The following is a 26002-nucleotide window of genomic DNA, read 5'->3' on the forward strand; positions in this document are numbered from 1 at the left end:
GATTTATAGGTCCGACGCACTTTTATCGTCCAATACTTTGAACGTCCAAATTGATACCTTGACGGTATATATGGCGGAATTTCCTGGGTGAACCGGATGCTTCACCGCTACGGAATTCCGGGATCCATACGGGTTTACCATCAGTGAAAATCGATGACTCACACGCGAAACGCACGCGCGCCATACCCAGGCGTCTCATACCTTTCTGATATGCACGCCCACACCGCAGCCCTTTGAAAGGAAAAAACGGTGACGCCGATCCAGTTAATAATGCGGGTCCTCGAAACCAAGACAGAGAGACCCTGCGATATGAGTCAGAACACCCCCGGCCTTTGGCATCGACTGCGCCGCCCGTTCTTCGCGCTGCTTCTGGGCATGCTGCCTTTCTGGCTATTCATGGGTACGACCCAGCAGGCTTCGGTGAACGGCATGGTGGTGCAGGACACCCGTTTCAATATCCTGGGCCTGATCCTGGCTATTGCCGGTTTGGTGATGGCGGCAAAGATGCTCAAGAACGACGGCTCGTACGGCGAGCCCGCGCGCGGGTGGCCGCGCACGGTGCTGTGCGTGGCGGCGGGTCTGCTGTGCATTTTCCAGATCGGCCAAAGCGCCGGCCTGTACAACGTCAACGTCGGCCAGTCGATTGAAAACCTGCAAAGCCGGCTGTTCGGCCCCAGCGAGCCGCGTCCGAAATCCCTGGCAAGCGAGCTGGACAAGGACGTGCGCGCACGCACCGAGCAACGCTCGGCCACGGTCAGCCAGGTGCTGCTGCGTGATGACATCGCCACGTCGCTGGCGCGTATCCACGCCAACGCCACGCTTTACAACCTGTATGCCGAAAAGTGCAACAACCCCGGCAAACGTTTCGTGCTGGACGAGATCCCCGCGCTGCTGACCGATAAAGACAAGGCCTACGTCGAAAAAGCGCAGCAACTGGCGGCGCGCAACGCGTCGGACCGCTTTGACTGCCAAGGCGAGCCGATGCGCGACTTCATGAGCAACTGGCTGGCCGGCGACGTTCTGCGCGACCGCGCCAACCTGGCCGTGCAAACCGCCGCCTATCGCGAACGCTTTGGCGACAAACCGGCAGGCGCGGGCGACGACACGCTGGTGACGACCGGCCTGGGCGTGTGGCTGGGCGATTCGATCAGCCAGGTGCAAACGGCCTTTGGCACCACGGCCATGCCCGTGCCCGCGGGCAAGTCCGGCAAAACCAAGCTGGACTTTTCGGATCGGGGCATGGAGCTGGTGTTCGACTTTGCCGGCAAGGTGGACACCATCACCGTGCGCGCGCCGTTCACGGGCAGCATCGTCGGCCTGAAAATCGGCGATGGCCGTCGCACGGTCAACCGCCTGCTGGGCGAAAGCTGGATCGATGTGCGCCTGCCTTACGACAACGCCGCCGCCGATTACGACATCCAGTTCCGCAAAAAGACGCCGGGGACCCAATCGCAATGGATCGACCGGCGCCAGGGCAACCCGCAAACGGTGCTGCTGCTGCAAGGCGCCAGCTATGCCAGCCAGATCGACGAGATCAAGCTGGTAACGCCGCGCCCGCCGGGCTAGCACCGGTACGGCTGAGGGCTTGGCTTACTTGGCCAGCGCCCCCATCGCCTGCCGCATGAACGTCAGCGTCGCCCCGTCGGCCCAGGTGCCGGCGGTCAACTCGGGCTCGGTCATCAACGCCTGCCGGAACTTGGCGTGTGTGGCCGGGTCCTTGCCCGCGTACGAACTGAACAGTTCCAGCCACTGCCGCGCCAGAGCCTGGCCGGTTTCCGAATCGGGCGCCACGCCCGCATCGATGGCGTTTCGGACCTCAGCGATCAGCGACGGCCATTCCGAGATCCGGTCGCCGTAATGTTCGCGCATGAACCGGGCTTCGTCCGGCGCCAGGTGTTTTTCGTAGATCAGCAGTTTGCTTTCCGAGAAGGCGCGCAGCACATAGTCGCGCATGGCTTTGGAAATGCCGACGTGCGTCTGCATGCCGGGTTCCTGCTCGTGCATGCGATTGAGCTTCACCAACAAGCGCGGATCGCCGTTGGTATCGCGCAGCAGCAGTTCCATCCAGCGCCGGGCAAGCTCGCGTGGCTTGGCGTCCTCGGGCGCCACGCCCTGATCCATCTGCTGGCGCACTTGCTGAACCAACGCAAGCCAGTCCGGGTCGCCGTCCGGCCCACGCGTGTACATGGGCAGGCGCGCCAGTTCTTCAGGCGAAAAATAGTTATCGTACATAGTCATCATTTCCAGAGTTTTTAGCCAATCGGCCAGCTCGGGCTCCGTGCCGTCCGTCAACTGCCCGTGCAGTTGCGCCAAGCGCTCGCGCAAGCACGCGGCCTGCTGCATCTGACGGTCCAGCATGGCAATCTGCCGAGAGATCACGTCCGCCAAGGGAACGCCGGGCTGGTCCAGGTAGGCGCCGATTTCCGCCAACGCCAATCCGAAGCAACGCAATGCCTGAATCTGATGCAGACGGGCAATTTCGTCGCGACCGTACAGGCGATAGCCGTTGTCGGCGCGCGCTGAAGGCGTCAGCAAACCAATCGCGTGATAGTGGTGAAGCGTGCGCACGGTCAGCCCGCTACGCTTTGCCAGTTCTCCTACGGTCAGCTGCATGTTCCCTCCTTCGAATGCGCAGGCCAAACTCTGGGCCATCACGTTACGTGAGGGTCAAGCCGTGCTGCAAGTCCTGTGGCGACATGGGTGCTGTATGTACTGCCGGCCGCCGAAACGTGCCGGAAACGTCACACGCGGGGTGACCGCGCAACGCCGCCGGGCGATATCATGGCGGCCCAACGAATCGAGACACGAGGAGAGACGATGGAAGATAAATCGTACCGAGCGCGCCTGGTCCCGGAGCTGATGGTTCGAGACATGGCGCAAAGCCGGCGCTTCTGGATCGACCTGTGTGGATTCGAGGTCGTCTACCAGCGCGAGGAAGAGGGTTTTGTGTTTCTGGATCGGGACGGCGCGCAGTTCATGCTGGACGAGATCCGGGGAGACGATGGCTGGATCACCGCCCCGCTGCAAGCGCCATTGGGGCGGGGTGTGAATTTTGAGATCAAGGTGAAGTCCATCGGGCCGTTATACGAACGGCTGCTGGCGGCGGACTGGCCGATGTACCGGGCGATGCAGCAACGTTGGTATCGAAACGGGCAGATCGAGATCGGGGTCCAGCAATTCCTGGTGCAGGACCCCGACGGCTATCTGCTGCGTTTTTCCGAATGGATAGGCGACCGGCCCGTGGCGACCGTTGCGCTATCTGTTGCAGCGGCGGCTTGACCTGACGTTGATCCTATTGCGGCGCGGTGGCGGGTTGCTGGGGGGAGCCTGGGCTGGGGGCTGGGCCGGAGCTTGGGGCTGAGCTTGGGGTTGGGGCCGCGCTTGGGCTGGAACCGGAGCCTGTGCCTGTGCCTGTGCCTGTGCCTGTGCCTGTGCCTGTGCCTGTGCCTGTGCCGGTTCCTGAGCCCGGGCCTTTGCCTGCCCCGGCCCCCGCTTCCGACGTCGGCGTGATACGCCAGATCACGTTTGCCAGGTCGTCCGCCACGATCAGCGCGCCCTTCGGGTCTACCGTCACGCCTACCGGGCGGCCGCGCGTGGTGCCGTCGCTATCCCGAAAGCCTGCCACAAAGTCCTGCGGCGGACCGGACGGGCGCCCGTCGCGGAACGGCACAAAGACGACCTTGTAGCCCACCGGGTCGCTGCGGTTCCAGCTGCCGTGTTCGCCGACGAACACGCCATTGGCGAATTTTGCGCCCATCGCCTCGGACGAAAAATCAACGCCCAGGGCCGCCACGTGCGCGCCCAGGCTGTAGTCCGGTTTGATGGCGGCCGCCACCTTGTCCGGGTTTTGCGGGCGCACGCGGTCATCGATATTCTGCCCCCAGTAGCTATACGGCCAACCGTAGAAGGCACCCGCCTGCACGGCGGTCAAATAGTCGGGAACCAGGTTCGGACCCAGCTCGTCGCGCTCGTTCACCACGGCCCACAGCTGCCCGGAGCCCGGTTCAATCGTCAACGCGGTGGGATTGCGCAGCCCCGTGGCGTAGACCTTGTGTTCGCCCGTGCGGGCGTTGATCTGCCAGATTCGCGCGCGGTCCGCTTCCACGTCCATGCCGCGTTCCGTGATGTTGCTGTTAGAGCCGATGCCCACGTACAAATGCTGACCGTCGGCGCTGGCGGCCAGCGCTTTGGTCCAGTGGTGATTGATCTCGGACGGCAACTCGGTCACGGTTTCAGGCGGGCCGCTGGCCCGTGTCTGGCCCGGTTGGTAGTCAAAGCGAACCAAGGCGCCCTGGTTGGCGACATAAAGCTTGTTGTCGATCAATGCCAGGCCATAGGGCGCGTCCAGATTTTCCGCGAACGTCGAGGCCGAGTAGGTGCCGTCACCATCGGCATCGCGCAGCAAGGTCAGGCGGTTGCCGCCTTTTACCGAACTGGTGCCGCGCGCCTTGATGATGCCGGCAATGACGTCCTTGGGCTTGAGCTTGGGCGCATTGCCTCCCCTGCCCTCTGCCACCAGGATGTCGCCATTGGGCAATACCAGCGTCTGGCGCGGTATTTTCAGGTCCTTGGCGATGGCGGTGATCTTGTAGCCCTCTGGCACCGTGGGCATCTTGTCGCCCCAGTCCGCGGGTTTGGCGATGACCATGTCAGGCAGCAGCCCCTGCTCGGGCTTGGGTAGTTCCGGCGCGGGTCCGACCTGAGACGGCTGGCCCTGGGCCAGGCAAATTCCGGCTGCGGCGGCAAGCGGGATAACGGCAAGCAAGCTGGCGTGTTTCATTTGGCCCCTCTGATGTGCGGCGTGCGAAAGCCCAGCCAGATCGCGGCGCACGCAAGCACCGCCACGATCACCGACAGAATCAAGCCCAGCGGCATGCTCGCCCAGGCATCGCGCGCGTGGATCAAGGCGTTGATAATGCCCAACACCCAGGTGGCCAACAGCACCACCGTGTACGGAACGATGCCGCGTGCGCGCTGATAGGCCCGGAAAAGATCCACGATGGCGAACAGCAGCGCGATGCCGCCGAACACCAGGCCGCCGATGATCAGCCACGACGCGAAATTATTCCACTGGATGTGAAAAGACTGCGCATAGGCGGCATCGGCCAGCGCGGCGCCTAGAAACCACGGGAACATGCCCGCCAGGAAGACTGCCGGCACGGGGTGCACGGTCAGGGCATATCTGTTTTCGATAAGTTGGGTCACGTCTGATCGCCTCTTAAAGTAGCGGACTCACGCGCGGAAACATCGACGTCGGCAGCAATTGCCGTTCCCGGCTTCACAACAAAAAAGCCCAGCATCGGCTGGGCGTTTTCAGAAATCGGTGTGCGGCGCCGCGTGTCGTGGCGGCGCTGGGTCGATCAGTTGCTGTTGACCCAGTCCTGCGTATCCTGGATGAACCAAGGCAGATTCAACCTTTCGCCTTCTCCAGACTGTATGGTCAAGCGCTGGCCTGATGAACCCGGGTTACCGGTTGCGGACTGCGTCGTGGAAGACGGCCGGCTGTGATAGTCCATATCGGTTTGCCGCGCAGGCTGACTCGTGCAAGCGGCCATTGCCCCGAAACAAAGCGGGGCAATGACGCACCGTACTGCTGAACGAAGAATCTTCATGATGATCGGTTTCCTGCTGGCGGCACAGGCCGATGTGCCGGGCAATCAGGCCTTAAGCGTGTAAACCGCTACCTTACTCGCAATGCCGGGCTGCGTCAGCGCGCAGAGGCCGCCAACGGCCGCCCGCAACGCGCAATCATCCGGCGATAATGTTCCACCGTTGCCTCCAACCGCCCAAAGAAAAAGCCATGCAGCCCTTCGTTTTCCAAGGCCTATTGTTCCGTGAATTTCGCGATACCGACGCCCAAGATTTCGCGAATGCCGCGCGGGAATCCGTCGATACCGTCGGCCGCTGGATGCCGTGGTGCACGGCTTCGTTTTCCGAGCAAAACGCGCTGGACTGGTTTGCGATGTGCCGCGCCAGCCGCGATGCGCAGACGGGCCATGAGTTCGGCGTGTTCTCGGAAGACGCTGGCCGGCTGCTGGGTGGCGTGGGACTGAACGCGATCAATCAGCAGAACCTGTTCTGTAATCTGGGCTACTGGGTAAGGCAGTCGGCCCAACGGCAAGGCGTCGCGCATCGCACGGTGCGGGCGATGCTGCCCTACGCCTTTAACACCCTGGGCATGCACCGCGTGGAGATCGTGATTGCAGCGGGCAACGTGGCAAGCGAGGCGGTGGCGCGCAAGGCAGGCGCGCAATTTGAATGCACCGCGCGCAATCGGCTGCAACTGCACGGAGGCCCGGTGCCGGCGTCCATCTACTCGGTCATCCCCTAGCCCGCGCGTTGCGATCAGGGGCGGCGGGCCGCATGGGTCTCCAACAGATGCGCCTGGAAAGCCGCCACGCTACGGTTGCGCGGTTCGGTACGGCTGACCAGGCCCAACGGCGGCAAGGTGTCGGCCAGCGTGCAATCCAGCCGCGCCAGCGCGCCGGAATCCAGGCCCTCGCGCACGAAGCTCAAGGGGCCCATCATCAGGGCCTGGCTGGCGCGCAGGTAATGCACCATGGTGGCAAATGAGCGCGTGCTGAGCGGTTGCTGAGGCGGCAGTTCCCCGCATTCGGCAAACAGCGCCTCGAACGCGCGATAGGTCTGGCTATCCAGCGGTGGGCTGGCCCAGGGGTAGGCCAGCAGATCGGCGGGTTGCAGATTGCGGCGGCCCAGCAGCGGGTGCCCGGGCCCCGAGGCCACCACGCAGATATCGGCCAGCAATGCCTGGAATTGGGAATCGGGCGCCAGCTGCGCGGGTTCGCGCGCAACCAGAAAATCCAGTTCGCCATCCGCATAACGACCCAGCAATACCGGCAACGCGTCTTCGAACAATTCCAGACGAACCTGCGGCTGCCGGGCAAAGAACTCGGGCAGCGCGGGGTTGATGACGCCGCTGACGCCAGCCGTGATCGCGCCCACGCGCACCGTGCCTTCAAAGCCCGCGCCCGCCGCCGCCAGGGACTCCGCGCAACCGGTCAGGCTGTTCATCACGTTGCGCAGCAACGGCAGCAAATCCCGGCAGGCAAAGGTGGGCCGCATGCCGCGCGCGTGTCGTTCGAACAAGCGCGCTTCCAGCACGCGCTCTACTTCCAGCACCATCTTGGTGGCGGCCGACTGGGTCAGGCCGATCTGCGCGGCTGCGTGCTGCACGCTGCCCAATTCGGCCACCAGCACGATCAGCTGCAAATGCCGCAGCCGGGTGCGCGCGATCAGGCGGTTAAAGAGCGTGGCGGCAGAAGACGGGCTGCCGGGGGTGGGGGTGGGGGTGGGGGTGGGGGTGGCGTTACGCATGGATTCAGCTATTCCGAAACGGCATATCTTTTATTGATATTTCACTTTTCAAGTATAGCTATTCAAGGCGCAATAGCGGCCTGACACCAACAAAACAAGGGGTTTGAAATGCTGCACTTTTTCCGTCGGGCGCGGGTTCGCGCCGCGCTGTCCGCGGCGCTGATCGCGGGGGCCTGGTTGGCGCCCGTGCAAGCGCAAACCTGGCCCGACAAGCCGGTCACCATCATCATCCCCTTCCCAGCCGGCGGATCGATCGACGCCGTGATGCGGGCGATTTCCCCGCAACTGAGCGAACGCCTGGGCCAAACCGTAGTCATTGAGAACGTGGGCGGCGCCAGCGGCGCTATCGGCGCGGGCCGCGTGGCGCAGGCCAAGCCCGACGGCACGACGCTGCTGGCCGGCAGCATCAACGACGTGGTCTTGCAGCCGCTGGTCAATCGCAACCTGCGGTATGCCACGGACAGTTTCGACCCGGTGTCGCTAGTGTTCACGTCGCCGCTGATTCTGGTGGCCCGCAAGGATCTTCCCCAATCGAATATCGACCAGGTCGTGCAGGCGCTGCGCGCCGCCCCGGAAAGCCTGAGCTATGGCAGCCCGGGCCAAGGCACGTTTCAGCAAGTGGTGGTTGAAGACCTGCAACGCCGCACCGACACCAAGATGCTGCACGTGCCGTACAAGGGCGCGTCGCCGCTGGTCAATGACCTGCTGGGCGGGCAGATCGACATGGCCGTCATGGCGCCGCCCACCGCGCTGCCGCATCTGCAACAAGGCCGCATCAAATCGCTGGGCGTGATCAGCCGCCAGCGCCTGGCGGCCTACCCCGACCTGGCCACCATCAACGAAAGCCAGACGGTCAAGGGCATGGAGATGGTCGGCTGGGTGGGCGTGCTGGCCCCCAAGGGCGTGCCGCCCGAGCGCCTGCAACGCGTGCGCGACGCGCTTGCGGCCGTGATGGACAAGCCCGAGGTGCGCGAACGCGTACTGGCCATGGGCATGGAATCGGCAACCGCCTACGACAAAGCCAGCTTCGATGCCCGCATCCGTGACGACGTCACCGCGTTGCGCGCCTTGAACCTTCCGACGCAGCCTTGAGGAACCGCATGACGACCCACCAAGACCCCGACGCCGGCCGCGACAACATTGGCATTGCCCTCGCCGACGCCGCCGACGCCGCCGACATACTTGCCACCATCAGCGCCAACCCGGCGTTTCGGGCCATCCGCCGCGATGTGCACGCGCATCCGGAAATCGGCTTTGAAGAACACCGCACCGCATCGCTCGTCGCCCGCGAACTGGCCGCCTGGGGCTGGCAAGTATCGACCGGCATCGGGGGCACCGGCGTGGTCGGCACGCTGACGCGCGGCACGGGCGCGCGCCGCATCGGCCTGCGCGCCGACATGGACGCCCTGGCGATGCCCGAAGCCAACGCCTTCGCGCACAAGTCGCAACACCAGAACCGCATGCACGCCTGCGGTCACGACGGCCATACCGCCATCCTGCTGGCCACGGCCTGGTACCTGGCGCGGCACGCGCAGTTCGACGGCACCATCCACTGCATCTTCCAGCCCGCCGAAGAAGGCGGCCAGGCCGGCGCGCGCGCCATGATCGAAGACGGCTTGTTCGACCGCTTCCCCTGCGATGCGGTGTTCGCGCTGCATAACTGGCCGGACCTGCCCGTGGGCAGCTTCGGCGTGCGGGCCGGGCCTTTCATGGGGTCCAGCAACCGCTTTCGCATCGACATCACGGGCAAGGGCGCGCACGCCTCGCAGCCGGAACTGGGCGTCGACCCGTTGGTCTGCGCCGGCCACATCCTGCTGGCGCTGCAAACCGTGATCTCGCGCAACCGGGCGCCCGACGAACCGGCGGTGCTGTCCGTCACGCAGATCCACGGCGGCGACGCGGTCAACGTCATCCCGCAGGCGGCGTGGCTGGGCGGCACGGTGCGCACGCACCGCGACGACACGCTGGACATGATCCAGCGGCGCATCGAAGAAATCACCAACGGTGCCGCCACCACGTTCGGCTGCACGGCCACGCTGACATTCGAACGCTGCTATCCGTCGCTGGTGAACGACCCGGAACAGACGCGCTTTGCGGTCGAGGTCATGCGTGAAGTCGCGGGCCAAGAGCGCGTGTCGGATGACCTTGCCCGGCTGATGGGGTCCGAGGACTTCTCTTTCATGCTGGCCGAACGACCGGGCTGCTACGTGCTGCTGGGCAACGGCGCGGGCGCGCATCGGGACGCGGGGCACGGGCCCGGGCCTTGCCGCTTGCACAACCCGTCGTATGACTTCAACGATGAAGCAATCCCGCTGGGGGCCGCGTATTTCGTGCGCCTGGCGCAGCGGTTCCTGGGTAATGCAGACGCGCGGGCCTAGCGCGCGCCCCCTTCACTGGCGCGGTTCCGGCGCGATGGCATCCAGCGCCTGGATGTCATCGTCGCTCAGGCGCAACGCGGCGGCATCGACGTTTTCGCGCAGGTGCTTCACCGACGAGGTACCCGGAATCAACAGGATGTTGGGCGAACGCTGTAGCAACCAGGCCAGCGCCACCTGCATCGGCGTGGCTTGCACCTTGTTCGCCACGTCCGACAACACCGCCGACTGTAGCGGCGAGAAACCACCCAGCGGGAAGAACGGCACGTAGGCAATGCCGTCGCGGGCCAGTGCATCGATCAGCGCGCCGTCGCCGCGATGGGCCAGGTTGTATTGGTTCTGCACGCAAACGATGTCGGCAATGCCGCGCGCCTGCTCCACTTGCCGCGCGGTGGCGTTGCTAAGGCCGATGTGACGCACCAGGCCCTTGCGTTGCAGTTCGGCCATCGTGGTCATGGATGCTTCGATGTCGCCTTCCGCCGGGCCGGCCACGTCGAACATCAAGCGCAGGTTGACGACGTCCATCACGTCGCGCCCCAGATTACGCAGGTTGTCGTGCACGGCCGACTCCAGTTCAGCGGCAGAAAAGGCGGGTATCCAGGACGCATCGGCGCCGCGTCGCGCCCCCACTTTTGTCACGATGACCAGGTCGTCGCGATACGGATGCAGTGCTTCGCGGATCAGTTGGTTGGTGATGTGCGGCCCGTAGAAATCGCTGGTGTCCAGGTGGTTGATGCCCAGTTCCACGGTCTCCTTCAGGACGGCGATAGCCTGCTGTTTGTCCTTGGGCGGACCGTACACGTGTGGGCCGGCCAGTTGCATGGCGCCGTAGCCAAGGCGGTTGACGTTGAATTCGGCCAGGCGGTAGGTGCCGGCTTGTTGGGCGTGGGTCATGGGGTATTCCTTGAACGGGGGTGAATGCCTGGCAGTCTAGGCCTGGATTGGCCGTGCGACAATCGGGCACAATCGCACAGCTTGTGCGGAAATCCGAACAATCGAGAAACGCCGTGGTCGACCTTCAAGACATCAGCGCCTTTGTTGCCGTTGCCACGCATGGCGGCTTTCGTGGCGCTGCGCGCATGACCGGGGCCAGCGCATCGCAATTAAGCGAGGCCGTGCGCCGGTTGGAAACGCGGCTGGGTTTGCGGCTGCTTAACCGAACGACGCGCAGCGTGGCGCTGACGGTTGCCGGACAGCGCTTGCTGGAACAGCTGACGCCCGCGCTTAACGCGGTGGAATCGGCGCTGGACGTGGCTAATCACTTTCGTGATCGGCCGGCGGGCAGGCTGCGGCTGAATGTGCCGCTGGCGGCATCCAAGCTGGTGCTGCCGCGCATCGTCCCACCGTTTCTGGCCGCCTACCCGGAGATCTGCCTTGAGGTCGTTGTCGAGGACCGCTTTGTGGACCTGTTGCAATCGGATTGCGATGCGGGCATTCGCTACGAAGAAAGCATGGACCAGGACATGGTGGCGATTCCAATCGGCCCCAAGCGCCAGCGCATGGCCGTCGCGGCGTCGCCCGCGTATCTGGCCAAGCATGGGCGCCCGCGTCGCCCTGAAGATCTGCGCAAGCACATCTGCCTGCGCGGCCGCTTTTCCAGTGGCGCCATGCCCTCGTGGGACTTCGAGCAACAGGGCAAAACCGTCACGGTGGACGTGACGGGCCCCTTGATCGTGGGCCTGGGCGCTGCAGCCGACCTTGCCGTGGATGCGGCCGTTGCGGGCACCGGCGTGGTTTACCTTTTTGAGGAATGGCTGCAACCCTACATCGATCGTGGCGAGCTCGCGCCCGTGCTGGAACGCTGGTGGCCCGGCTTCAACGGCCCGTCGCTCTATTTCCCGGGGCGCCGCTATCTGCCGGCGCCGCTGCGCGCTTTCGTCGACTTTGTCCAAACCGTGCGCTGGTAGCGCAAACCTGAAATGACCACTCTTGAAGAACTTGGTCCACGCATCTGCCTGATGGGCCCATCAAACAGCGGAAAGTCCACGCTTGCCGAGGCGATGTCGCGCAAGCTGGGGTTACCCGCCATACATCTGGACCAGCTTTTTCACCAGCCGAATACCGATTGGGAGCCGCGCCCCCAGGCAGAATTTTTGCACTTGCACGGGCAGGCGATCTTGCAAGACCGCTGGATCATGGAAGGCAATTACACGGGCAGTCTTGCCTTGCGGCTGGAACGCGCCACGGGCTTTATTCTGTTGGAAGTACCGACCATGACGAGCCTTATCCGATACCTGCGCCGATCGTGGCTCGAACGTGATCGGCGCGGCGCGCTGGAAGGCGGAAAGGATTCGGTGAAGTGGGGAATGATCCGCCATATCACCGTGGTGACGCCGGCCAACCGCAAGCGATATGCCGAAATGTACGAGCGCATTGAGCTGCCGAAGATCAAGCTTGCATCGACCGATGCGTTGAATCGGTTTTACAAGATGGAAGGGCTTTCGGGTCGGGCGTAGCGCCGTGTTGCGGTAGCACCCGTAGTGCACGGGGCGCACGGGGGGCACGGGGGCGCACGGGGCGCACGGGGCGCACGTAATGGTGCCCGTCCGGCGCAATATCCGACGCGCCGCCCTACCCGCCCGACCGTTGCCGACCACGGCGATGCGGGTCGGCGCCGAACGCGTCGTCGGTACTGTGGCGCGGTTTTGCGGCGGTACCGACCGGCCCGACCCTCAACGGCGCCATGCCCGCTGCCGCCGTAAAAGGCGGCGGCAGCACGGCCGCCACGCCAGCGGAAAATCGATAGGCCTGGTACGGCAGCAGGCCTTGAATCGTGCCCAGGTCATGCGCCGCGTCGGCCCGCGCTTGCAAGGCGGTTTGCTCGTCGCGCAGCTGGCGATTGGCCGCGACGGAACGCGCATCCAGCCGGGCTTGCTGATCGTGGTAGGCCTGGATGGCGTTTTTAAGGCAATGGGCCGTGTATTGATCCCGCATCGCGTCGACGGACGCGGGGGGCTGAGCAGCATCAACGCCGGCGGGTCGATGGGCGGCGGGCGCGAGGGGCGCCCCTGCCGCCATCGCAACCGATCCCTGCGCGGCTTGGACCCGCGCGTAGGAGGCCGGGCGCAATTGCGTCGAAGGCGCGGCACGCGTTGGCGCCCGCAGGCGTTCGCTGCGGTAAGGGTCATGAATGTAGCGGTCTTGAACGTATGGACGCTGAAAATCGGCGATACGGACCTGGCCGGTCGGATCAATAGCGCGGGCAGTCATGGCGGCCTCCTTGGTGATGCGTGGGCGACGGGTCGTGCCCCGGCAATGTCGGCTTCGGTTGCACCGCTACGGTCGCCCGGCGGCATTGGCGGGCATGCGGCGTTGGGCTGCCATCCACAACAACTGCGCCGCCGACCCCACCACGAAAATCGCCAACCACACCCCTAGCGCGCCGCGCACCAGGGGCGATTGCGGGCCGTCGGCAAGCGGATGGGAAACGGGCAGGCGCGTCAGCGTTTCGGCAATGCCGGGCACCCACATCAAGAAAAAGCTGAACGAAAACCCCAGCTGCGACAGATAGGGACGCGACCACGACAACCAGGACAGGCGCGGCGCCAGCAACGCCCCCGACACCGCCAGCAACGCCAGGATTCCCAACGCATGCCCGGCATTGAAGCCACCAGAGCTGGACAGCCCGAACGACGTCAGCACGGCCAATAGCAGCCCGCCCAGATAAAGCTTGCCCGTGCGCGTTGCCGGGTCGATGCCTCGATACCGCGCAAAGCTGTACAGGCCGACAACGGCGGGGACAAGGCTGATGAGGGTGTGGGCGGCGCCCAAGGTGGAAATAGGATGTGGCATGGCAAGGACTCCAGACAGGAAACAAACCGACTAGTTGGTCGGCAACCAAGGCAAAAAAAAGCGGGATAAAGCGGCACTGCAAATGCGAGGGTGTTAACGGTCAACGGCGCGCACCCCGAGGTGCGCGCATTCCACTGTCAGCCCGCCGCGCTCAACTGCTTGATGGCGGCGCGTGAAATCGATTCGAATACCTTGGGGTCGCCAAACGCACGGGCGGTCAACATCGCGCCGTGCACCATCGACATGAACGCCTGCGCTTCGGCCTCGACCTTGTCGCGCAATTGGAATTGGCCCTTGGCCGCCCCGCTGGCCAGCACGGAACCGATCCAGGCTGCCAGCTCGGCAAAATAGGCGCGGACCTCAGCGGCGACGGCGCTGGGAATCAAGGGCGCCTCGGCAGCCAGCATGGCGCATATGCACATGGGCATGGTGCCCTCGCGGATGCACTTGGCCCAGTATTCCGTGTAGGCGGTCAAGCGGGCTTGCGGATCTTCAACGTGCTGGTCAAGCTTGGCCAGCCCCTGGCGCGCTTGTTCACGGTGCACGGTCACCACACTCAGGACCAGGTCTTCCTTTGTGGGGAAATGATGGTGGATGCTGGGTTTGCCGATGTGCACCTTTTCGGACACATCGGCATAGCTGAACCCGTGATAGCCGCCGGCGGCAAGCAGCAGTCGCGTCTGCTCGACAATTTCAAGGGCTCTGGGCGAGAGTTCCAAACTCATGGATTTCCAGTTCGGTTTACGAGTTGGCCCCTACTGGGATATTCGGCAGGGGCGCGCATGGCAGCCAATCTACTAGTTGGTCGGCTGCGAGTCAACAATTTCGTGCCGATGGATTCATGTCAGCAAGCGATTGGGCACCGCGCGCCTTCCTTGCCCGGGGTGCTTCAAACATCCCACCCGGCAGGAGCGCGCGTGTTCGTTAGGCTACAGTGCCGGGGGGCCGACAAAATTTTGGACGTCGAACCCCGAAATCCTGGAGAAACACCGCAGTGAACGACACCCGCCTACCCGATCCTGACAGCCCCGAAGACCGCAAGGAACAGGAGCCCAGGCTTTGGCGCGATGACGGCTGGACCGCCCGGATCATCAAGAACGAGGAAGACGACGGCTGGGCTGTCGAAATGACGATGGACGGGCAATCCGAGCCGGCCTTGGTCGGGCCATGGACCATGGGCCGCGACAAGAAAAACCCCAAGCCGCTGGATTCTCCCGCCTTCATCACCCTGGTCAAAACCGCCAACGAAGTGCTGCGCCGCCACGAACAGCAGCTGCATGCCACGCTGCACAAAAGCGTGAAGATCGACGCCGAGGCGGGCCGCTTGACGGTCAAGCTGGACATCGTGCCCGACGAAGACGAGCCTTACGCCGTGCTAAGCGCGTACGATGAATCCGGCGAACAACTGGCCCAGGTCAACGTGCCGCCGACGTACAAGCTGACCGTGCAGCGCGCATCGGAATGGGCCAGCGGCGGTTTCGGCAAACAGGGCTGAAGGGTCGTACCGGCGTTCCGGCGGTCCGGCGTTCCGGCGGTCCGGCGTTCCGGCGGTCCGGCGATCCGGCGATTAGCGGTTCGGCGTCTCATCCCCCCTCTGCAAAGGACTTCTCATGCCTAAATTCGTGACGATAGGATATGGCGACCAGGCAGGTTACGACCGCACCCCGGTCGCCCTGCGAGACGCCGCGCACGCGCACGACGCGCAATTGCAGAAAGAAGGTGTGCTGATGGGCATTGCGGGCACGCCGGTTCAGGTGCGCAACACCGGCGCGGCCGGGGTGGAAACCACGGACGGCCCCTACTTGCAGTCGCCCTTGCCCGTGGCCGGCTTTGCCATCATCGAAGCCGCTGACCTGGCCCAGGCCATCGCCATCGTGTCGCAAACACCATGCGCGGTGGCGCACGGCGTGGTCGAAGTCTGGCCGCTGGAACAAACCTAGCGCATCGCCCGCCGGGTGGGGCTTGTTCACGGCAACGGCCTCTTGCCGGCAGCCGCGGACCAGGCCGGATGACGTCAAGCCTTGCGGCCTGGCGCTGCGTTCACGCCCAGGGCGATCGTTTCGGCCAGGGCCGCCACCGCCCCAATCGCCCAGATGGCGCCGGCGCCCAACACCGCCGCGCCTAAAGCGCTGCCCACCGAAAACCCGAAGTACATGGTCGAAGTGTTAAGCGCCAACGCGACAGGCGCTTGCGACGGCATGCCCGCCCCGATCAGCCTTGCCATCTGCGCCGGAAAGAACGACCACACGGTGAAGCCCCACAAAGCGACGGCAAGCAGCACCAGGCCCAGCAAGACGCCCCTGGACAACGCCGTCGCCATCGGCAACGCCACAATCGCCAGCACCACAAACGCCAGCCCCAGCAATATCAGCGATGCGCGCACCACGCGGCCAGGTCCGAAGCGGTCGTTCAGGACCCCGCCCGTCATGACACCGGCCGCCGCCGACAGCCCCCACAACGACACCGACGCGGTGATCTCCAACGGCCCGAAGCCCAACACGGCGTTCAAGTATTCGGCGAGGTACGGATAGGCGGTAAACGCGCCGATGGACCAGAACAAGCTCACCGCCAGCAAACGCAGCACGGCGGGCTGGCGCACCACGGACGCGCGCTGGCGCAGGCTTGCGACCGCGATTCCCTGCCCCGCGTCGCGCTCGATGCCGGTCAGGATGCCCGCGATTGCCACGACGCTCATCGCGCCCACCAGCAGGAAGGTGGCGCGCCAGCCGAAGGCATGCCCGATCAGCCCCCCCAGAGGCAGACCCAGCGCAATGGCCAGCGTCTGCCCTGCGCTGACGATGGCAAGGGCGCGCCCGCGCATCGCCACCGGCACGATGACGCCGGCAAGCCCGTTGGCGGCCGGCACATACAGCCCCGCCGCAATCGCCATCAGCACGCGCGCCAGCATCAGCACGGCGAACGACGACGACAGCGCGGCCACAACGTTGCCGATGGCGAACAAGCTCATGGCGGCCAGCAGCACCTGCTTGCGCGCCATACGCCCGGTTGCCACCGTGGCCACGGGCGATGACAAGGCCAGCACCAATGTGAAGATGATGACCAGCAAGGCGACGGTGGGCACGGGCAGCGCAAAGTCCTGCGCCATGACCGGCAGCAGCGGCGCAATCATGAAGCCTTCGGTGCCGATGGCGAATGTGCCAAGGGCCAGGAAGCCGGCGGGCAGCAAGACGGCGCGCGAGTCTTGCGCAAGTGACGCGGACATAACGCGGTGCTCCTGATAGGCGCTGCCGCCGGAGTCGCGCAAACGCGGCCCCGGCAGCAGACATGCCTTGCCTTAGACGGGAATGGGATTGGCGGCGATTTCGGCGTTGAAGCCGTGTACCAACGCGTGTTCACCCAGGCCGGGGTTGTCGCGCAAGGCGCGGATTGCCTCGACGAACACTTCCGGGGCATCCGTTGCCAGCCCGGTCATCGTCTCGGCGATAAAGGCGTCCAGCGGCATGGCGCGCGGGTCGCCGCTCTTTTTGATCAGGTCGGTATCGACCCACGGCGGCGCAATTTCCTGCACGGTGACGCTGGTGTCGCGCAGCATGAAGCGTTGCGACAGCGCGTACGAATGCAACGCCGCCTTGGACGCCGAGTAGACCGCGTTGGTGGCGATGGGCACGTAGGCCAGCACCGAGGTGTTATGGATGATGGTGGCGCGCGGCTGGGCCTTCAGATGCTCGACCAGTGCCGAGGTCAGTCGGATTGGCCCAAGCAGGTTCGTGTCCAGGATCTGGCGCGAGACGGCGTCGTCGATCCGGCCCGAGGGATCGTCAAACGGCATGATGCCCGCGTTGTTGATCACGACGTTCAGCGTGGGATAGTCGCGGACCAGTTGCGCGGCCACGCGTTCGATATCGGCGGCATCGGAAATGTCCAGCGCCACGCCGTCGATCCCGGGGTTGGCGGCGGCCACTTCGTCAAGCAGCGCCTGGCGCCGCCCGGCGACGATGACCTTATTGCCCAGCGAATGAAACTGTTCCGCCAGCGCCCGGCCAATGCCCGAGGTGCCGCCGGTGATGAAGATCGTATTGCCCGTCATTTGCATGATTTGTCCTTGAGTGGCACCTGAATGGCGCCTTCCATGGACGAACTATGCGCGGTTCGGATGAAGTCTTAAATGTCGTAGATCCGGCATTTACGGACATGACGACCGCAGCCCGCCCCCACGCGCTGAGGTGGTTGGGCGGTCAGGCGGCATCCTGCATCAACGCCAGGCCGCGCTTGACGCTGGCCGGCGGCTGGCCCAGGTTGCGCAAGAACGCGCGCCGCATCCGGTCGCGGTCAGCAAACCCGGTGTCGCGCGCGACGACTTCCAGCGGGTACCGCCCGTCTTCCAGCATGACGCGCGCGGCCTCCAGCCGCAGCATCTCGACGGCTTTAGCCGGCGACCGCCCCGTCTCTTCCCGAAATACGCGGCTGAACTGACGCGGCGACAAGCTGGCCGCTTCGGCCAATTCCTCGACAGACAGGGCGTTGCGCAGGTTTTCGCGGGCATAGGCCAGCGCGCGCTTGACCCGATCAGAGCGAGGCTCCAGCGCCAGCAGCGCCGAAAATTGCGACTGACCGCCGTGGCGGCGGTGGTACACGACCAGCTTGCGAGCCAGCAGGCGGGACAGGGTCGACCCGTGGTCCTCTTCAATCAACGCCAGCGTCAGGTCGATGGCCGACGACATGCCCGCCGATGTCCAGACGTTGCCATCACGAACGAAGATGCGATCTTCATCCACCCGCACCTTTGGAAAGCGCGCCTGTAGCGTGCGCGCATGAGCCCAATGGGTGGTGGCGGCGCGGCCATCCAGCAAGCCGGCTTGCGCCAGCACAAACGCGCCCGTGCAGACTCCGGCAACCCGCCGGGCGTCTATGCCCGCCCGCGCCACATACGCCCGCACGCCGGGCGAAATTTCCTGAGGCACCAGTTGCCCCGCCACCATCAGCGTGTCCGGTATGACCCCGAACGGCGTCGTTTCAATGCCCGCATTCATCGACGACCGAATGGTGCCGCCCTGCTCGGACAACACCGTCAACCGATATCCGTCATCGCCCAACTCGGCATTGGCCAGTTCAAACGCCGACAGCGCCGCCAGGCCCATCAGCTGGAAGCCGTCTTCAAGGATCAAACCCACCTGCCGCATCGCGCTTCCTTCGAATAATGGAGGGCACAGGCATTCAATAAAACGAGATTAATTTGTGCTTCCCTCGACAATTTGCGCATATTACTATCGGTCATCGCACGGCTTATCGCTGACGTTCGGATACAGGCGCAGCGCCGGGATTTATACAGAATGTATAGCGCTGACCGTGCGGCGTCAGTCAATTCGATCTGGTTGTTAGCGGCGGTTAACGGCGGCTTGCCTGTGGCGTCCGATCCAGCCCGAACGTCGGCTCGCCGACGGTGGCAAGCGCTTGTCAGTCACTCGGCCGGTATATCCGGCGAAGGAGTTGGCGTGGCGCAACATCTGAACGACGAAAGCCCGCAAGCCCACCCTCTTCGCAGCACGCTATCGCTGATGTTGATGGGGGTCGGCCTTTTGGCGGACGGCGCTGCACAGGCCCAACCTTGCGGCACGATTCCAGCGGGGACCTATTCAACGGCCGTATTGTGCGGCCCCCCGGCGGGCACCGACGCGGTCATCACCACGACGCCCGGCACCCGCCTGAACATCACGGTTTCCCCCGCGCTACGCGCCTTGGCAAATGGGGCTGCGGCATCGGTAGCTATCAATGGCAACACCGACGTCCAGATGACGCCTTCGTCGGCGTCCAGCGCCGTGCTGGCGCAAACCAATGCCACCGGCACGTCGGCGTCCGTGTCCATCCTGCAAGGCGTGAACAACATCACGCTGGGCGGCAACGCACACGATGGCGTGGCAATCATCAACGCCGGCGCGGGCCCGTCGACCATCACCGTGGCGCCAGGCGCCGCGCTCAATATCACCCATAACGTCGTCGGCAATGAACATGATGGCATTGACGTCAATGCCAGCGGCGGCGGCAATATCAACGTGGATCATCAGGGCACGGGCACCATCTTCGTGCGCGGCGGCAACGCCATCTGGCTGAAAGCGCAAAGCACGGGGTCGGCCAACGCCACCATCGGCAGCGGCGTGACGCTACAGGTGGACAGCAGCGACGCGAGTTCCGCCGGCAATCACGCCGGCATCCACTTGCGCGCGCTAGGCACCGGCAGCGTATCGGTGAACTCGGCCGCGGCCATATCCGCCGTCGGTACGAACGGCTTCGGCGTGTTCACGGAGTCGGCCAGCGGAGCGAACACCGTACAAAACAGCGGCGCCATCACCACCACGGGCTTGAATGGTTTCGGCGTGCGCGCCCAGGCTAATGGGGGCGACATCACGGTGGTGAACTTGGGCGCCATCACCACCCGGGGGCCCGGCGCACACGGCATCTATGCCACGGGCGCGTCCACCACGGCGCAGTCCAACGTCAACATTACGAATCAGGGCGCGCTATCTGTGGGCCTGGACGGCGACCTTGTCGGCTCCCGCGCCATATACGTGATTGCGCGAAGCACCGGCAACGTTGCGATTTCCGGTTCCGGTCCCATCACCGTCAATGGCAATCCGAACGCCCTGCGCGCCTACGGCATTATCGTCAGCGCGGACCAAGGCGCCATCAACATTGACTATGGTGGCAGCATTTCGGTACGCGGCCAGGGCGCGGGCGGCATCCGCGCGGATTCGGTGGGCGGGAATGTGGACGTGCGCTTTACCGGCGCACGGATCGAAACCTGGCAAGCGGATGCCAACGGCATCTACGCCACCACGGCGTCGCCCACCGGCACGTTAATGTGGCGGCTCAAGGCGTCATCGTTACCCACGCCGACGCGGGCGGCGGCGACGGCAGCGGCGGGGGGGCATTCGGGTTGCAAGGCCTGACCCGCGGCGGTGACGTCAAGGTGGCGTTCACCGGGTCATCGATAGACGTCAATGGCGCCGGCGCCGCCATCCTGGCTGATCGCGGCGCCGCGATCACCCGTCACCCTTCAGAACACAGGTACGTGGAACTTGCGCCATTTTTCGGATGCGAATGGCGACGGGGTACGCGAACGCTGGACGAACGCCGTCAATACGCTAAGCGCGCTGCCCAACAATACCGTCACCAACAGCGGCACGATACGCTTGTCACCGCAGACGGCCGGCATTACCGACTACGACGCCAGCGGCGCCTATCTGCCGTTTGCAAACCCCGTCAATACGCCCGCCCTGGGCGGCCCCGTGCAGGCGCAGTTGTTGAACGTCAGCGAATTCCGAAACTCGGGCGGCCTGGATATCGGGGGTGGGAGTAACGCGGTGGGCAACGTACTGGTGATCTCCGGTGGCACCGTGCCCGGCGCGGACGGCGGCGGCGTATTCATCGCCAATGGCGGCGTCGTCAGGTTGAACACCGTGCTGAACGAAGGCGGCGCCAACAGCAAGTCCGACATCCTTGTTGTGGATTCAACCCGTGCCGAGGGCGCGCCCACGGGCATCCGTGTCCGAAATGTAGGCGGCGACGGTGCGCTGACCCAGGGTAACGGCATTGCCGTCGTCGAAGTCGCCAACAAAAGCCCAGCCGCGAGCGCACCGGGCGCCTTTGCGCTGGACGGCCGCGCGGTGGCGGGCGCGTATGAATATCGGCTGTACCGTGGCGCGCAAGACGGCACGGCCACCGACGCGTGGTATCTCAGGTCGGACCGCGAACCCTCGCCTCCGGACCCTTACCCCCCCGGCCCGACGCCAACGCCGCGCCTGGCGTTGTTCAGGCCCGAGGTGGCGGCGTATCTGGCCAACCAGCGCCTGGCGGCGCAAATGTTCGTGCACAGTCTGCACGACCGGCTGGGCGAACCGCAGTACATCGAAAAGCAGACGTTCCAGGACGACAACGAACGCCGCAAGTCCACGTGGATGCGCGTCGTTGGGAAATGGGAAGGATCGACCAGCGCCAACGACATCTACAGCGTCAGCACGGATTCGGTCTTGATCCAAGGCGGCGGCGATCTTGCCCAATGGAAGCTCGGCAAAGAAGATGACCGACTGCATCTGGGCGCCATGCTGGGCTATGGCAACGCGCGCAGTTCGGCGCGTGCCGAAGGCAATCCCTACAAGGCCGTCGGGCGTGTCGAAGGCTATCTGGCGGGCCTTTATGCCACCTGGTTCCAAAACGACGCCGATCGCCTGGGCGCCTATGTCGATAGCTGGCTGCAATATGGCTGGTTCCGCCAAAAGGTCGACGGGCAACTGCTGGAAAGCGTGTCTTATAACGGCCGGGGCTGGGCCGTGTCGGGGGAAACGGGCTACGCCTTCAAGGCACGGGGCGACTGGGTGCTGGAACCGCAAGCGCAACTGATTTACGTCAGCTATGACCCGGATGGCGTCACGGAACCGAACGGCACCCGGGTCACTGCGGGACGGTCGGATGGCACGATCTGGCGGTTGGGGCTACGCACCTATCGAACCTACGAGATGAAGGACGGGCGACACATCCAGCCTTACGCCACCGTGAACTGGTGGCGCTCGGACACGCGCAGCGGTATGACCTTCAACACCTTGCCGCAAGGCACGCTGTACCCGAAGGACCGGTATGAGCTCAAACTTGGGATGAACGCGCTATTCAAGGACGGGTGGTCCGGCTGGCTTAACGTGGCCGGGGCCTGGGGAGCTCAGGATTACCACCAATACGCCGGCAGGATCGGGGTGAAGTACACGTGGTAATGCGTCTTCGGAAACGTCCGCACGCGAAGCTTTTGGAAAGCAAAACTCTGTGCGAATATGGCGAAATACCTGACGCTTGTGCGTCGCAGCCACGGCATGTCCTTGCGGTCTAGTTAGTTATAACGGAGCACAGCAACATGGGCGGTTTGATGTTCAAGGGCGAACCCGCAACAGACCGCCCCGGTCGCCCCGCGGCCACGGTACGTTGCCCCCTGCGCCCGGCAGCCCGCACGCGGCATGCAGCAACGTTGGTTTCTTGCAGCGCGGCCGTTTGCGCCTTAGTGGCGCTGGCCTTGCCGGGTGCGGTTTTTGCCACCGAAGGCGCGCTGGGACGTCAGGTCACGGGCACCAATGTGCAGCCCAATGCGGGCATCGTGTCACCCGAACCCATCTGGGCCGTCAACCTGTCGCAGCTGTACCTGGACGGCACCATCGGCGGCAGCCGCGAGGTGCCGGTAAGCGGACGCACCTCGTTAGGGTTGGATGCCAAGGTCGCGTTCACGCTGGCCACCGTGCTCAAGACCTGGGACACGGGGCCGGGCCGCTGGAACTTCGCGTCCAGCTTCACGCTGCCGTACGTCTGGACAAAGGTCAATTCCAAGGTGACCGGCGCGGGTGGCAGCTCCATAGGCGAGACCGACACAGCCTCGGGCCTGTTCGACTTGTATTTCACGCCGGTTATCGCGGGCTACCATTTCTCGCAAACCTCGCACATGGCGCTAAGTCTGAACATCTGGGCCCCTACCGGCAAATACAACGCCAACGACATGGCCAACCCCAGTCTGAACAACTGGACGTTCATTCCCCAGGTGGCCTACACCAAGATCTTTCCGGAATCCGGCTATCAGCTGGATACCGTCGCCGCCGTGCAGTTCTACACCCGCAACAACGCCACGGACTACCAGAACGCGCCCGTCTTCAGCTGGGACGTCATGGGCCGCAAGACCTTCAGCAACGGCATCAGCGCTGGGCTGGTGTTGGGGACCCAGCAACAACTAGGCAACGACACCGGGCCAACGGCCGACCGGCTCAACGGTTTCAAGGGCCACGATTGGGCGCTGGGGCCCATCGTTACGTACGACAGGAAGCTGGCGGACAAGCGATCCCTGTCGCTGAGCCTGCGCTGGGTGCCCACCATCAGCAGCAAAAACAGGCTGGACAGCAATAGCACGGCCATGGCCACCGCGACCTTGGTGTTCTGAAACTTGCTGGCAACGCCAGCGCATGGACCCAGTCGGTCGGGTCCATGCACGACGGATCGGCAGGAGTATGCTACGCCGCTTCGTCCCTATCAGACTCACCCATCGCTATGCGCGGCAATCCCGACGCCAGACAAGGCGCCATCGCGTTGCACGGATTCTATTTCCTGTATTACGGCTTGCAGGGCGTCAGCATCCCCTTTCTTCCCCTTTGGCTGGCCAGCCGTGGCCTGGACCCGGCGATGATCGGGCTGATCGTCGCCACGTCGTTCCTGCCCAAGATTTTGTCCACGCCGGTGGTCGCGCACGTGGCCGACCAGACGGGCCGCGCGCACGCCTTGATTGCATCCGCGTTGGCGGCGTCGCTGCTGCTGTTCATCTGCTATCCGTTCATGCACGCGCCGGGCTGGCTGCTGGGCGTCACCCTGCTCTTGAACGCGGTGTTTCCCGCGGTGCTGCCGTTAATGGACCGCATGGCCATTGCCAGCGGCCGCGCGCAGGGCAATTCGTACACCATCATGCGGGCATGCGGATCGCTGGGTTTTGCGACGGTGACGGTGGCAGGCGGCTATCTGATCAAGACCTTCGATGCCAACTGGGTGATGTGGCTGTCGATGCTGCTGATCGTTGCGTGCCTGGCATGTGTTCGGCTGCTGCCGCAGGCGGCGCAGCCCGGTTCCGGGACGCCGACGCAGGCCATGGCCGCACCCCGCGCGCGCCTGCCCATGCTGGAGGTCGTGCGTGATCGGCCGTTGCTGATGTGTATCGGCGCTGCCTCGCTGGTGCAGGCCAGCAATGGGTTCCTGTATTCCTATTCCACGCTCTACTGGACGGCCAGCGGCCTGTCGACCGCATTGATCTCATTGCTTTGGGTGGTTGGCGTGGGCAGCGAAGTGCTGTTCTTCTTCCTGGCGCCCAAGATCCTGGCGCGCAGCGGCGCCCAGTGGCTGATCCTGGCGTCGGCGTTCATGTCGGCCATCCGTTGGGCGGGCTTGTCCGTCACCACGGACCCGACGCTGATCGGCGTCTTGCAGCTGTTGCAGTGCTTCACGCTGGCCGGCAACAACGCAGCCATCATGTGGTACATCACGCGACACGTGCCCGCCGCGCACAAGACGTCGGCAATCGCCCTGTACGCGCTGTTGTCCGGCGGAGTGTTCATGTTTGCCAGCATCCAATTGGGCGGCGCGCTGTATCGCAGTTATGCGCCGGGCGGCTTCATGGTCATGGCAGCCTGCGCGGCCTGCGCAATTCCGCTCGTCGTGTATGCGGAGCGCTTGCGGCGAAACCTGCAACCGGGCCAGATCTGACCCGATCGGGCCAAATCTGGCCCGTCGTAAGCCGTTGATAAGACGCGGGTTCTTTGGAATCGAGTCATATCTGGCTCGCTTTGTTGTGGAAAACGGGGGTTTTTCTGGGCGGCGGCGGGATTCGCCTTGGGCGCGGAAAGCCATTTTTTTCGTAAGCCATTGATAGCGTTGGTCTATTTTCTTGGACTGACCACGTGGCACGGTTATTGCATTACCCCGATATTGACCGAGCCCGGCGCATGGCTTCATGAACAATCGCCGGCAGCCGGTGCGGGCGTTTGACGGCAGCACCGACCGACGCCCCGGTATTCGCGTTAGGCCAACCAGGGGAGTTGCATCATGGGTGCGCATGCGGGTTCGTTCGCCTATCAGGCTCGGCTGGCGGTATTGGAAACCATGGCGGTGCCGGTCGGTACTTGCCGCGCGTGCGAGCGCAGCGGGATGCCGATCCTGTTGCTGCGCGAGGCGGCATTGCCGCCGGGGCCATCCCCCTTCGATCCCGAACAAGACCGCGTACGCATCGATATGCAGCCGGGCAACTATCGCGTACTGCGCGAAGGGTTTGTGTATGTGCTGCTGGATCAGGAAATCTGGCACGCGTACCAAGTCACCGCCGACGGGCACATGCGCCAATATGACCCGTACCGAATGCCCGAGGGCGCTCCCCGCCCTTTGTCCAAGGCTTGCACAGGTGTAGGGCATGACGTGCGCGCTTCGTTCATACACGTCGACACCAAGGCCTACAAGGAAGCGTGGATCGCGTTCTCGCAAGACCGGTGGCCTGAGCCGGTGTTGGATGCCTACAAGGCGCAGACGGCGCCATCCGCGCGGTTCTTGAAAGTGGATCTGACGACGTTGCGAGAAACGCCCCAAACGGTATTGCACGGGTTGAAATTCGCCGATGGGTTTCTGACCGATCACGTGTGGGAATACCGTTACGACGGCGAGGATTTCGGCAGCCGGCATGCGGTGCGTACACGTACCCCCAGGTTTGTGCCGATAAATGATTACGTCGACGACATCGCAAAGACGCAAGGCCTGCCGCAAGGTGTGCCGGTATTGGCGTTGCCCGATCCGGTGGGCGCGGTGTTGGAATTCAATCAACAACGCCATTTGCTGATTAACGACCGGCTCGCATGGGCGGGCAATGCCGAACGGCAGTATCTGCTTTTTACATCGGCGGCGCTGGTGCGGATCAGAGAGTTGGAGAAGACCTGGGCACACACGCAAGCGGTACAGGAAGTCGAAAAAGAGATCGAATACCGCCGACA

General features: G+C 64.2%; 25 protein-coding genes and 1 pseudogene. 14 read left to right on the plus strand and 12 right to left on the minus strand.

The features are described 5' to 3' along the window. The first annotated feature begins 309 nt into the window (after nt 1-309). Nucleotides 310-1566 (plus strand): hypothetical protein, encoded by a 1257-nt coding sequence (locus tag AC6LJY_RS07095; RefSeq protein WP_498135606.1) that lies wholly within the window; start codon nt 310-312, stop codon nt 1564-1566. A gap of 24 nt (nt 1567-1590) precedes the next feature. On the opposite strand, the gene AC6LJY_RS07100 is transcribed toward AC6LJY_RS07095, so the two are convergent. Further along, entirely contained in the window at nt 1591-2613 is a 1023-nt protein-coding gene (locus AC6LJY_RS07100; protein WP_498135607.1) for a MerR family transcriptional regulator, read from the minus strand. 204 nt (nt 2614-2817) lie between these two features. On the opposite strand from AC6LJY_RS07100, the gene AC6LJY_RS07105 reads away from it, so the two are divergent. Beyond that, entirely contained in the window at nt 2818-3279 is a 462-nt protein-coding gene (locus AC6LJY_RS07105) for a VOC family protein (protein ID WP_314355771.1), read from the plus strand. Nucleotides 3280-3502: 223 nt separating this feature from the next. Here the strand turns inward: AC6LJY_RS07105 and AC6LJY_RS07110 are convergent. The 3 genes and pseudogenes from AC6LJY_RS07110 to AC6LJY_RS07120 form a co-directional block, all read right to left on the minus strand. Then, nucleotides 3503-4780, minus strand: a pseudogene (locus AC6LJY_RS07110) (PQQ-dependent sugar dehydrogenase); the annotation flags it as partial. Next, nucleotides 4777-5205, minus strand: coding sequence for a DUF2231 domain-containing protein (locus AC6LJY_RS07115; protein WP_104145302.1), 429 nt, complete (start codon nt 5203-5205; stop codon nt 4777-4779). The gene AC6LJY_RS07115 and the pseudogene AC6LJY_RS07110, both read right to left, overlap by 4 nt. Nucleotides 5206-5360: 155 nt before the next feature. Further along, a complete protein-coding gene (locus AC6LJY_RS07120; protein WP_498135608.1) occupies nt 5361-5612 on the minus strand; it encodes a hypothetical protein in 252 nt (83 codons plus the stop codon). Nucleotides 5613-5800: 188 nt separating this feature from the next. On the opposite strand from AC6LJY_RS07120, the gene AC6LJY_RS07125 reads away from it, so the two are divergent. Next, nucleotides 5801-6331 (plus strand): GNAT family N-acetyltransferase, encoded by a 531-nt coding sequence (locus tag AC6LJY_RS07125; RefSeq protein ID WP_314355769.1) that lies wholly within the window; start codon nt 5801-5803, stop codon nt 6329-6331. A gap of 14 nt (nt 6332-6345) precedes the next feature. Here AC6LJY_RS07125 and AC6LJY_RS07130 read toward each other — a convergent pair whose 3' ends face one another. Continuing rightward, nucleotides 6346-7335 (minus strand): LysR family transcriptional regulator, encoded by a 990-nt coding sequence (locus AC6LJY_RS07130; RefSeq protein WP_498135609.1) that lies wholly within the window; start codon nt 7333-7335, stop codon nt 6346-6348. A 108-nt stretch (nt 7336-7443) separates the two neighbouring features. Between AC6LJY_RS07130 and AC6LJY_RS07135 the strand changes: the two genes are divergently transcribed. Then, the gene (locus tag AC6LJY_RS07135; protein WP_046807791.1) at nt 7444-8427 is read left to right on the plus strand and encodes a Bug family tripartite tricarboxylate transporter substrate binding protein; all 984 of its coding nucleotides are present in this window, start codon (nt 7444-7446) and stop codon (nt 8425-8427) included. A gap of 8 nt (nt 8428-8435) precedes the next feature. Further along, nucleotides 8436-9713: a M20 aminoacylase family protein gene (locus AC6LJY_RS07140; RefSeq protein ID WP_498135610.1), complete on the plus strand. Its 1278-nt coding sequence runs from the start codon at nt 8436-8438 to the stop codon at nt 9711-9713. A 12-nt stretch (nt 9714-9725) separates the two neighbouring features. Here the strand turns inward: AC6LJY_RS07140 and AC6LJY_RS07145 are convergent, their stop codons facing one another. Continuing rightward, a complete protein-coding gene (locus tag AC6LJY_RS07145; protein ID WP_498135611.1) occupies nt 9726-10604 on the minus strand; it encodes an aldo/keto reductase family oxidoreductase in 879 nt (292 codons plus the stop codon). 113 nt (nt 10605-10717) lie between these two features. Between AC6LJY_RS07145 and AC6LJY_RS07150 the strand changes: the two genes are divergently transcribed. Together AC6LJY_RS07150 and AC6LJY_RS07155 are read left to right on the plus strand one after the other, a co-directional pair. Beyond that, complete coding sequence (locus tag AC6LJY_RS07150; RefSeq protein ID WP_046807789.1) at nt 10718-11617, plus strand: LysR family transcriptional regulator; 900 nt, start codon at nt 10718-10720, stop codon at nt 11615-11617. Between the two features lie 12 nt (nt 11618-11629). Next, nucleotides 11630-12166 carry a P-loop NTPase family protein gene (locus AC6LJY_RS07155; RefSeq protein WP_046807788.1) on the plus strand — a complete coding sequence of 179 codons (537 nt, stop codon included), beginning with the start codon at nt 11630-11632 and terminating at the stop codon, nt 12164-12166. A gap of 115 nt (nt 12167-12281) precedes the next feature. Here AC6LJY_RS07155 and AC6LJY_RS07160 read toward each other — a convergent pair whose 3' ends face one another. The 3 genes from AC6LJY_RS07160 to AC6LJY_RS07170 form a co-directional block, all read right to left on the minus strand. Beyond that, nucleotides 12282-12920: a hypothetical protein gene (locus tag AC6LJY_RS07160; RefSeq protein ID WP_498135612.1), complete on the minus strand. Its 639-nt coding sequence runs from the start codon at nt 12918-12920 to the stop codon at nt 12282-12284. Between the two features lie 66 nt (nt 12921-12986). Next, nucleotides 12987-13502, minus strand: a complete 516-nt coding sequence (locus AC6LJY_RS07165; protein ID WP_498135613.1) for a hypothetical protein — start codon at nt 13500-13502, stop codon at nt 12987-12989. A 137-nt stretch (nt 13503-13639) separates the two neighbouring features. Next, entirely contained in the window at nt 13640-14227 is a 588-nt protein-coding gene (locus AC6LJY_RS07170; RefSeq protein ID WP_120156074.1) for a TetR/AcrR family transcriptional regulator, read from the minus strand. A 269-nt stretch (nt 14228-14496) separates the two neighbouring features. Here AC6LJY_RS07170 and AC6LJY_RS07175 point away from each other — a divergent pair, with 269 nt between their 5' ends. Together AC6LJY_RS07175 and AC6LJY_RS07180 are read left to right on the plus strand one after the other, a co-directional pair. After that, the gene (locus AC6LJY_RS07175) at nt 14497-14997 is read left to right on the plus strand and encodes a hypothetical protein (protein ID WP_104145316.1); all 501 of its coding nucleotides are present in this window, start codon (nt 14497-14499) and stop codon (nt 14995-14997) included. A gap of 115 nt (nt 14998-15112) precedes the next feature. Continuing rightward, nucleotides 15113-15442: a YciI family protein gene (locus AC6LJY_RS07180; protein ID WP_046807783.1), complete on the plus strand. Its 330-nt coding sequence runs from the start codon at nt 15113-15115 to the stop codon at nt 15440-15442. A 74-nt stretch (nt 15443-15516) separates the two neighbouring features. On the opposite strand, the gene AC6LJY_RS07185 is transcribed toward AC6LJY_RS07180, so the two are convergent. The 3 genes from AC6LJY_RS07185 to AC6LJY_RS07195 form a co-directional block, all read right to left on the minus strand. Then, nucleotides 15517-16725, minus strand: coding sequence for an MFS transporter (locus AC6LJY_RS07185; RefSeq protein WP_498135614.1), 1209 nt, complete (start codon nt 16723-16725; stop codon nt 15517-15519). Between the two features lie 72 nt (nt 16726-16797). Beyond that, nucleotides 16798-17556 carry an SDR family oxidoreductase gene (locus tag AC6LJY_RS07190; RefSeq protein WP_485798967.1) on the minus strand — a complete coding sequence of 253 codons (759 nt, stop codon included), beginning with the start codon at nt 17554-17556 and terminating at the stop codon, nt 16798-16800. Nucleotides 17557-17698: 142 nt separating this feature from the next. Continuing rightward, complete coding sequence (locus AC6LJY_RS07195) at nt 17699-18643, minus strand: GlxA family transcriptional regulator (RefSeq protein ID WP_046807794.1); 945 nt, start codon at nt 18641-18643, stop codon at nt 17699-17701. 312 nt (nt 18644-18955) lie between these two features. On the opposite strand from AC6LJY_RS07195, the gene AC6LJY_RS07200 reads away from it, so the two are divergent. The 5 genes from AC6LJY_RS07200 to AC6LJY_RS07220 form a co-directional block, all read left to right on the plus strand. After that, nucleotides 18956-20407: a hypothetical protein gene (locus tag AC6LJY_RS07200; RefSeq protein WP_498135615.1), complete on the plus strand. Its 1452-nt coding sequence runs from the start codon at nt 18956-18958 to the stop codon at nt 20405-20407. 129 nt (nt 20408-20536) lie between these two features. Then, nucleotides 20537-22222, plus strand: a complete 1686-nt coding sequence (locus AC6LJY_RS07205) for an autotransporter family protein (protein WP_498135616.1) — start codon at nt 20537-20539, stop codon at nt 22220-22222. Between the two features lie 149 nt (nt 22223-22371). Next, a complete protein-coding gene (locus tag AC6LJY_RS07210; protein WP_498135631.1) occupies nt 22372-23424 on the plus strand; it encodes a SphA family protein in 1053 nt (350 codons plus the stop codon). Between the two features lie 107 nt (nt 23425-23531). After that, nucleotides 23532-24731 carry an MFS transporter gene (locus AC6LJY_RS07215; RefSeq protein ID WP_498135617.1) on the plus strand — a complete coding sequence of 400 codons (1200 nt, stop codon included), beginning with the start codon at nt 23532-23534 and terminating at the stop codon, nt 24729-24731. 339 nt (nt 24732-25070) lie between these two features. Next, nucleotides 25071-26002, plus strand: a 932-nt coding sequence (locus AC6LJY_RS07220; protein ID WP_498135618.1) for a T6SS effector BTH_I2691 family protein, incomplete at its 3' end; no start/stop codon positions are given.

This window comes from Achromobacter sp. RT286_PF (genome assembly GCF_059760425.1).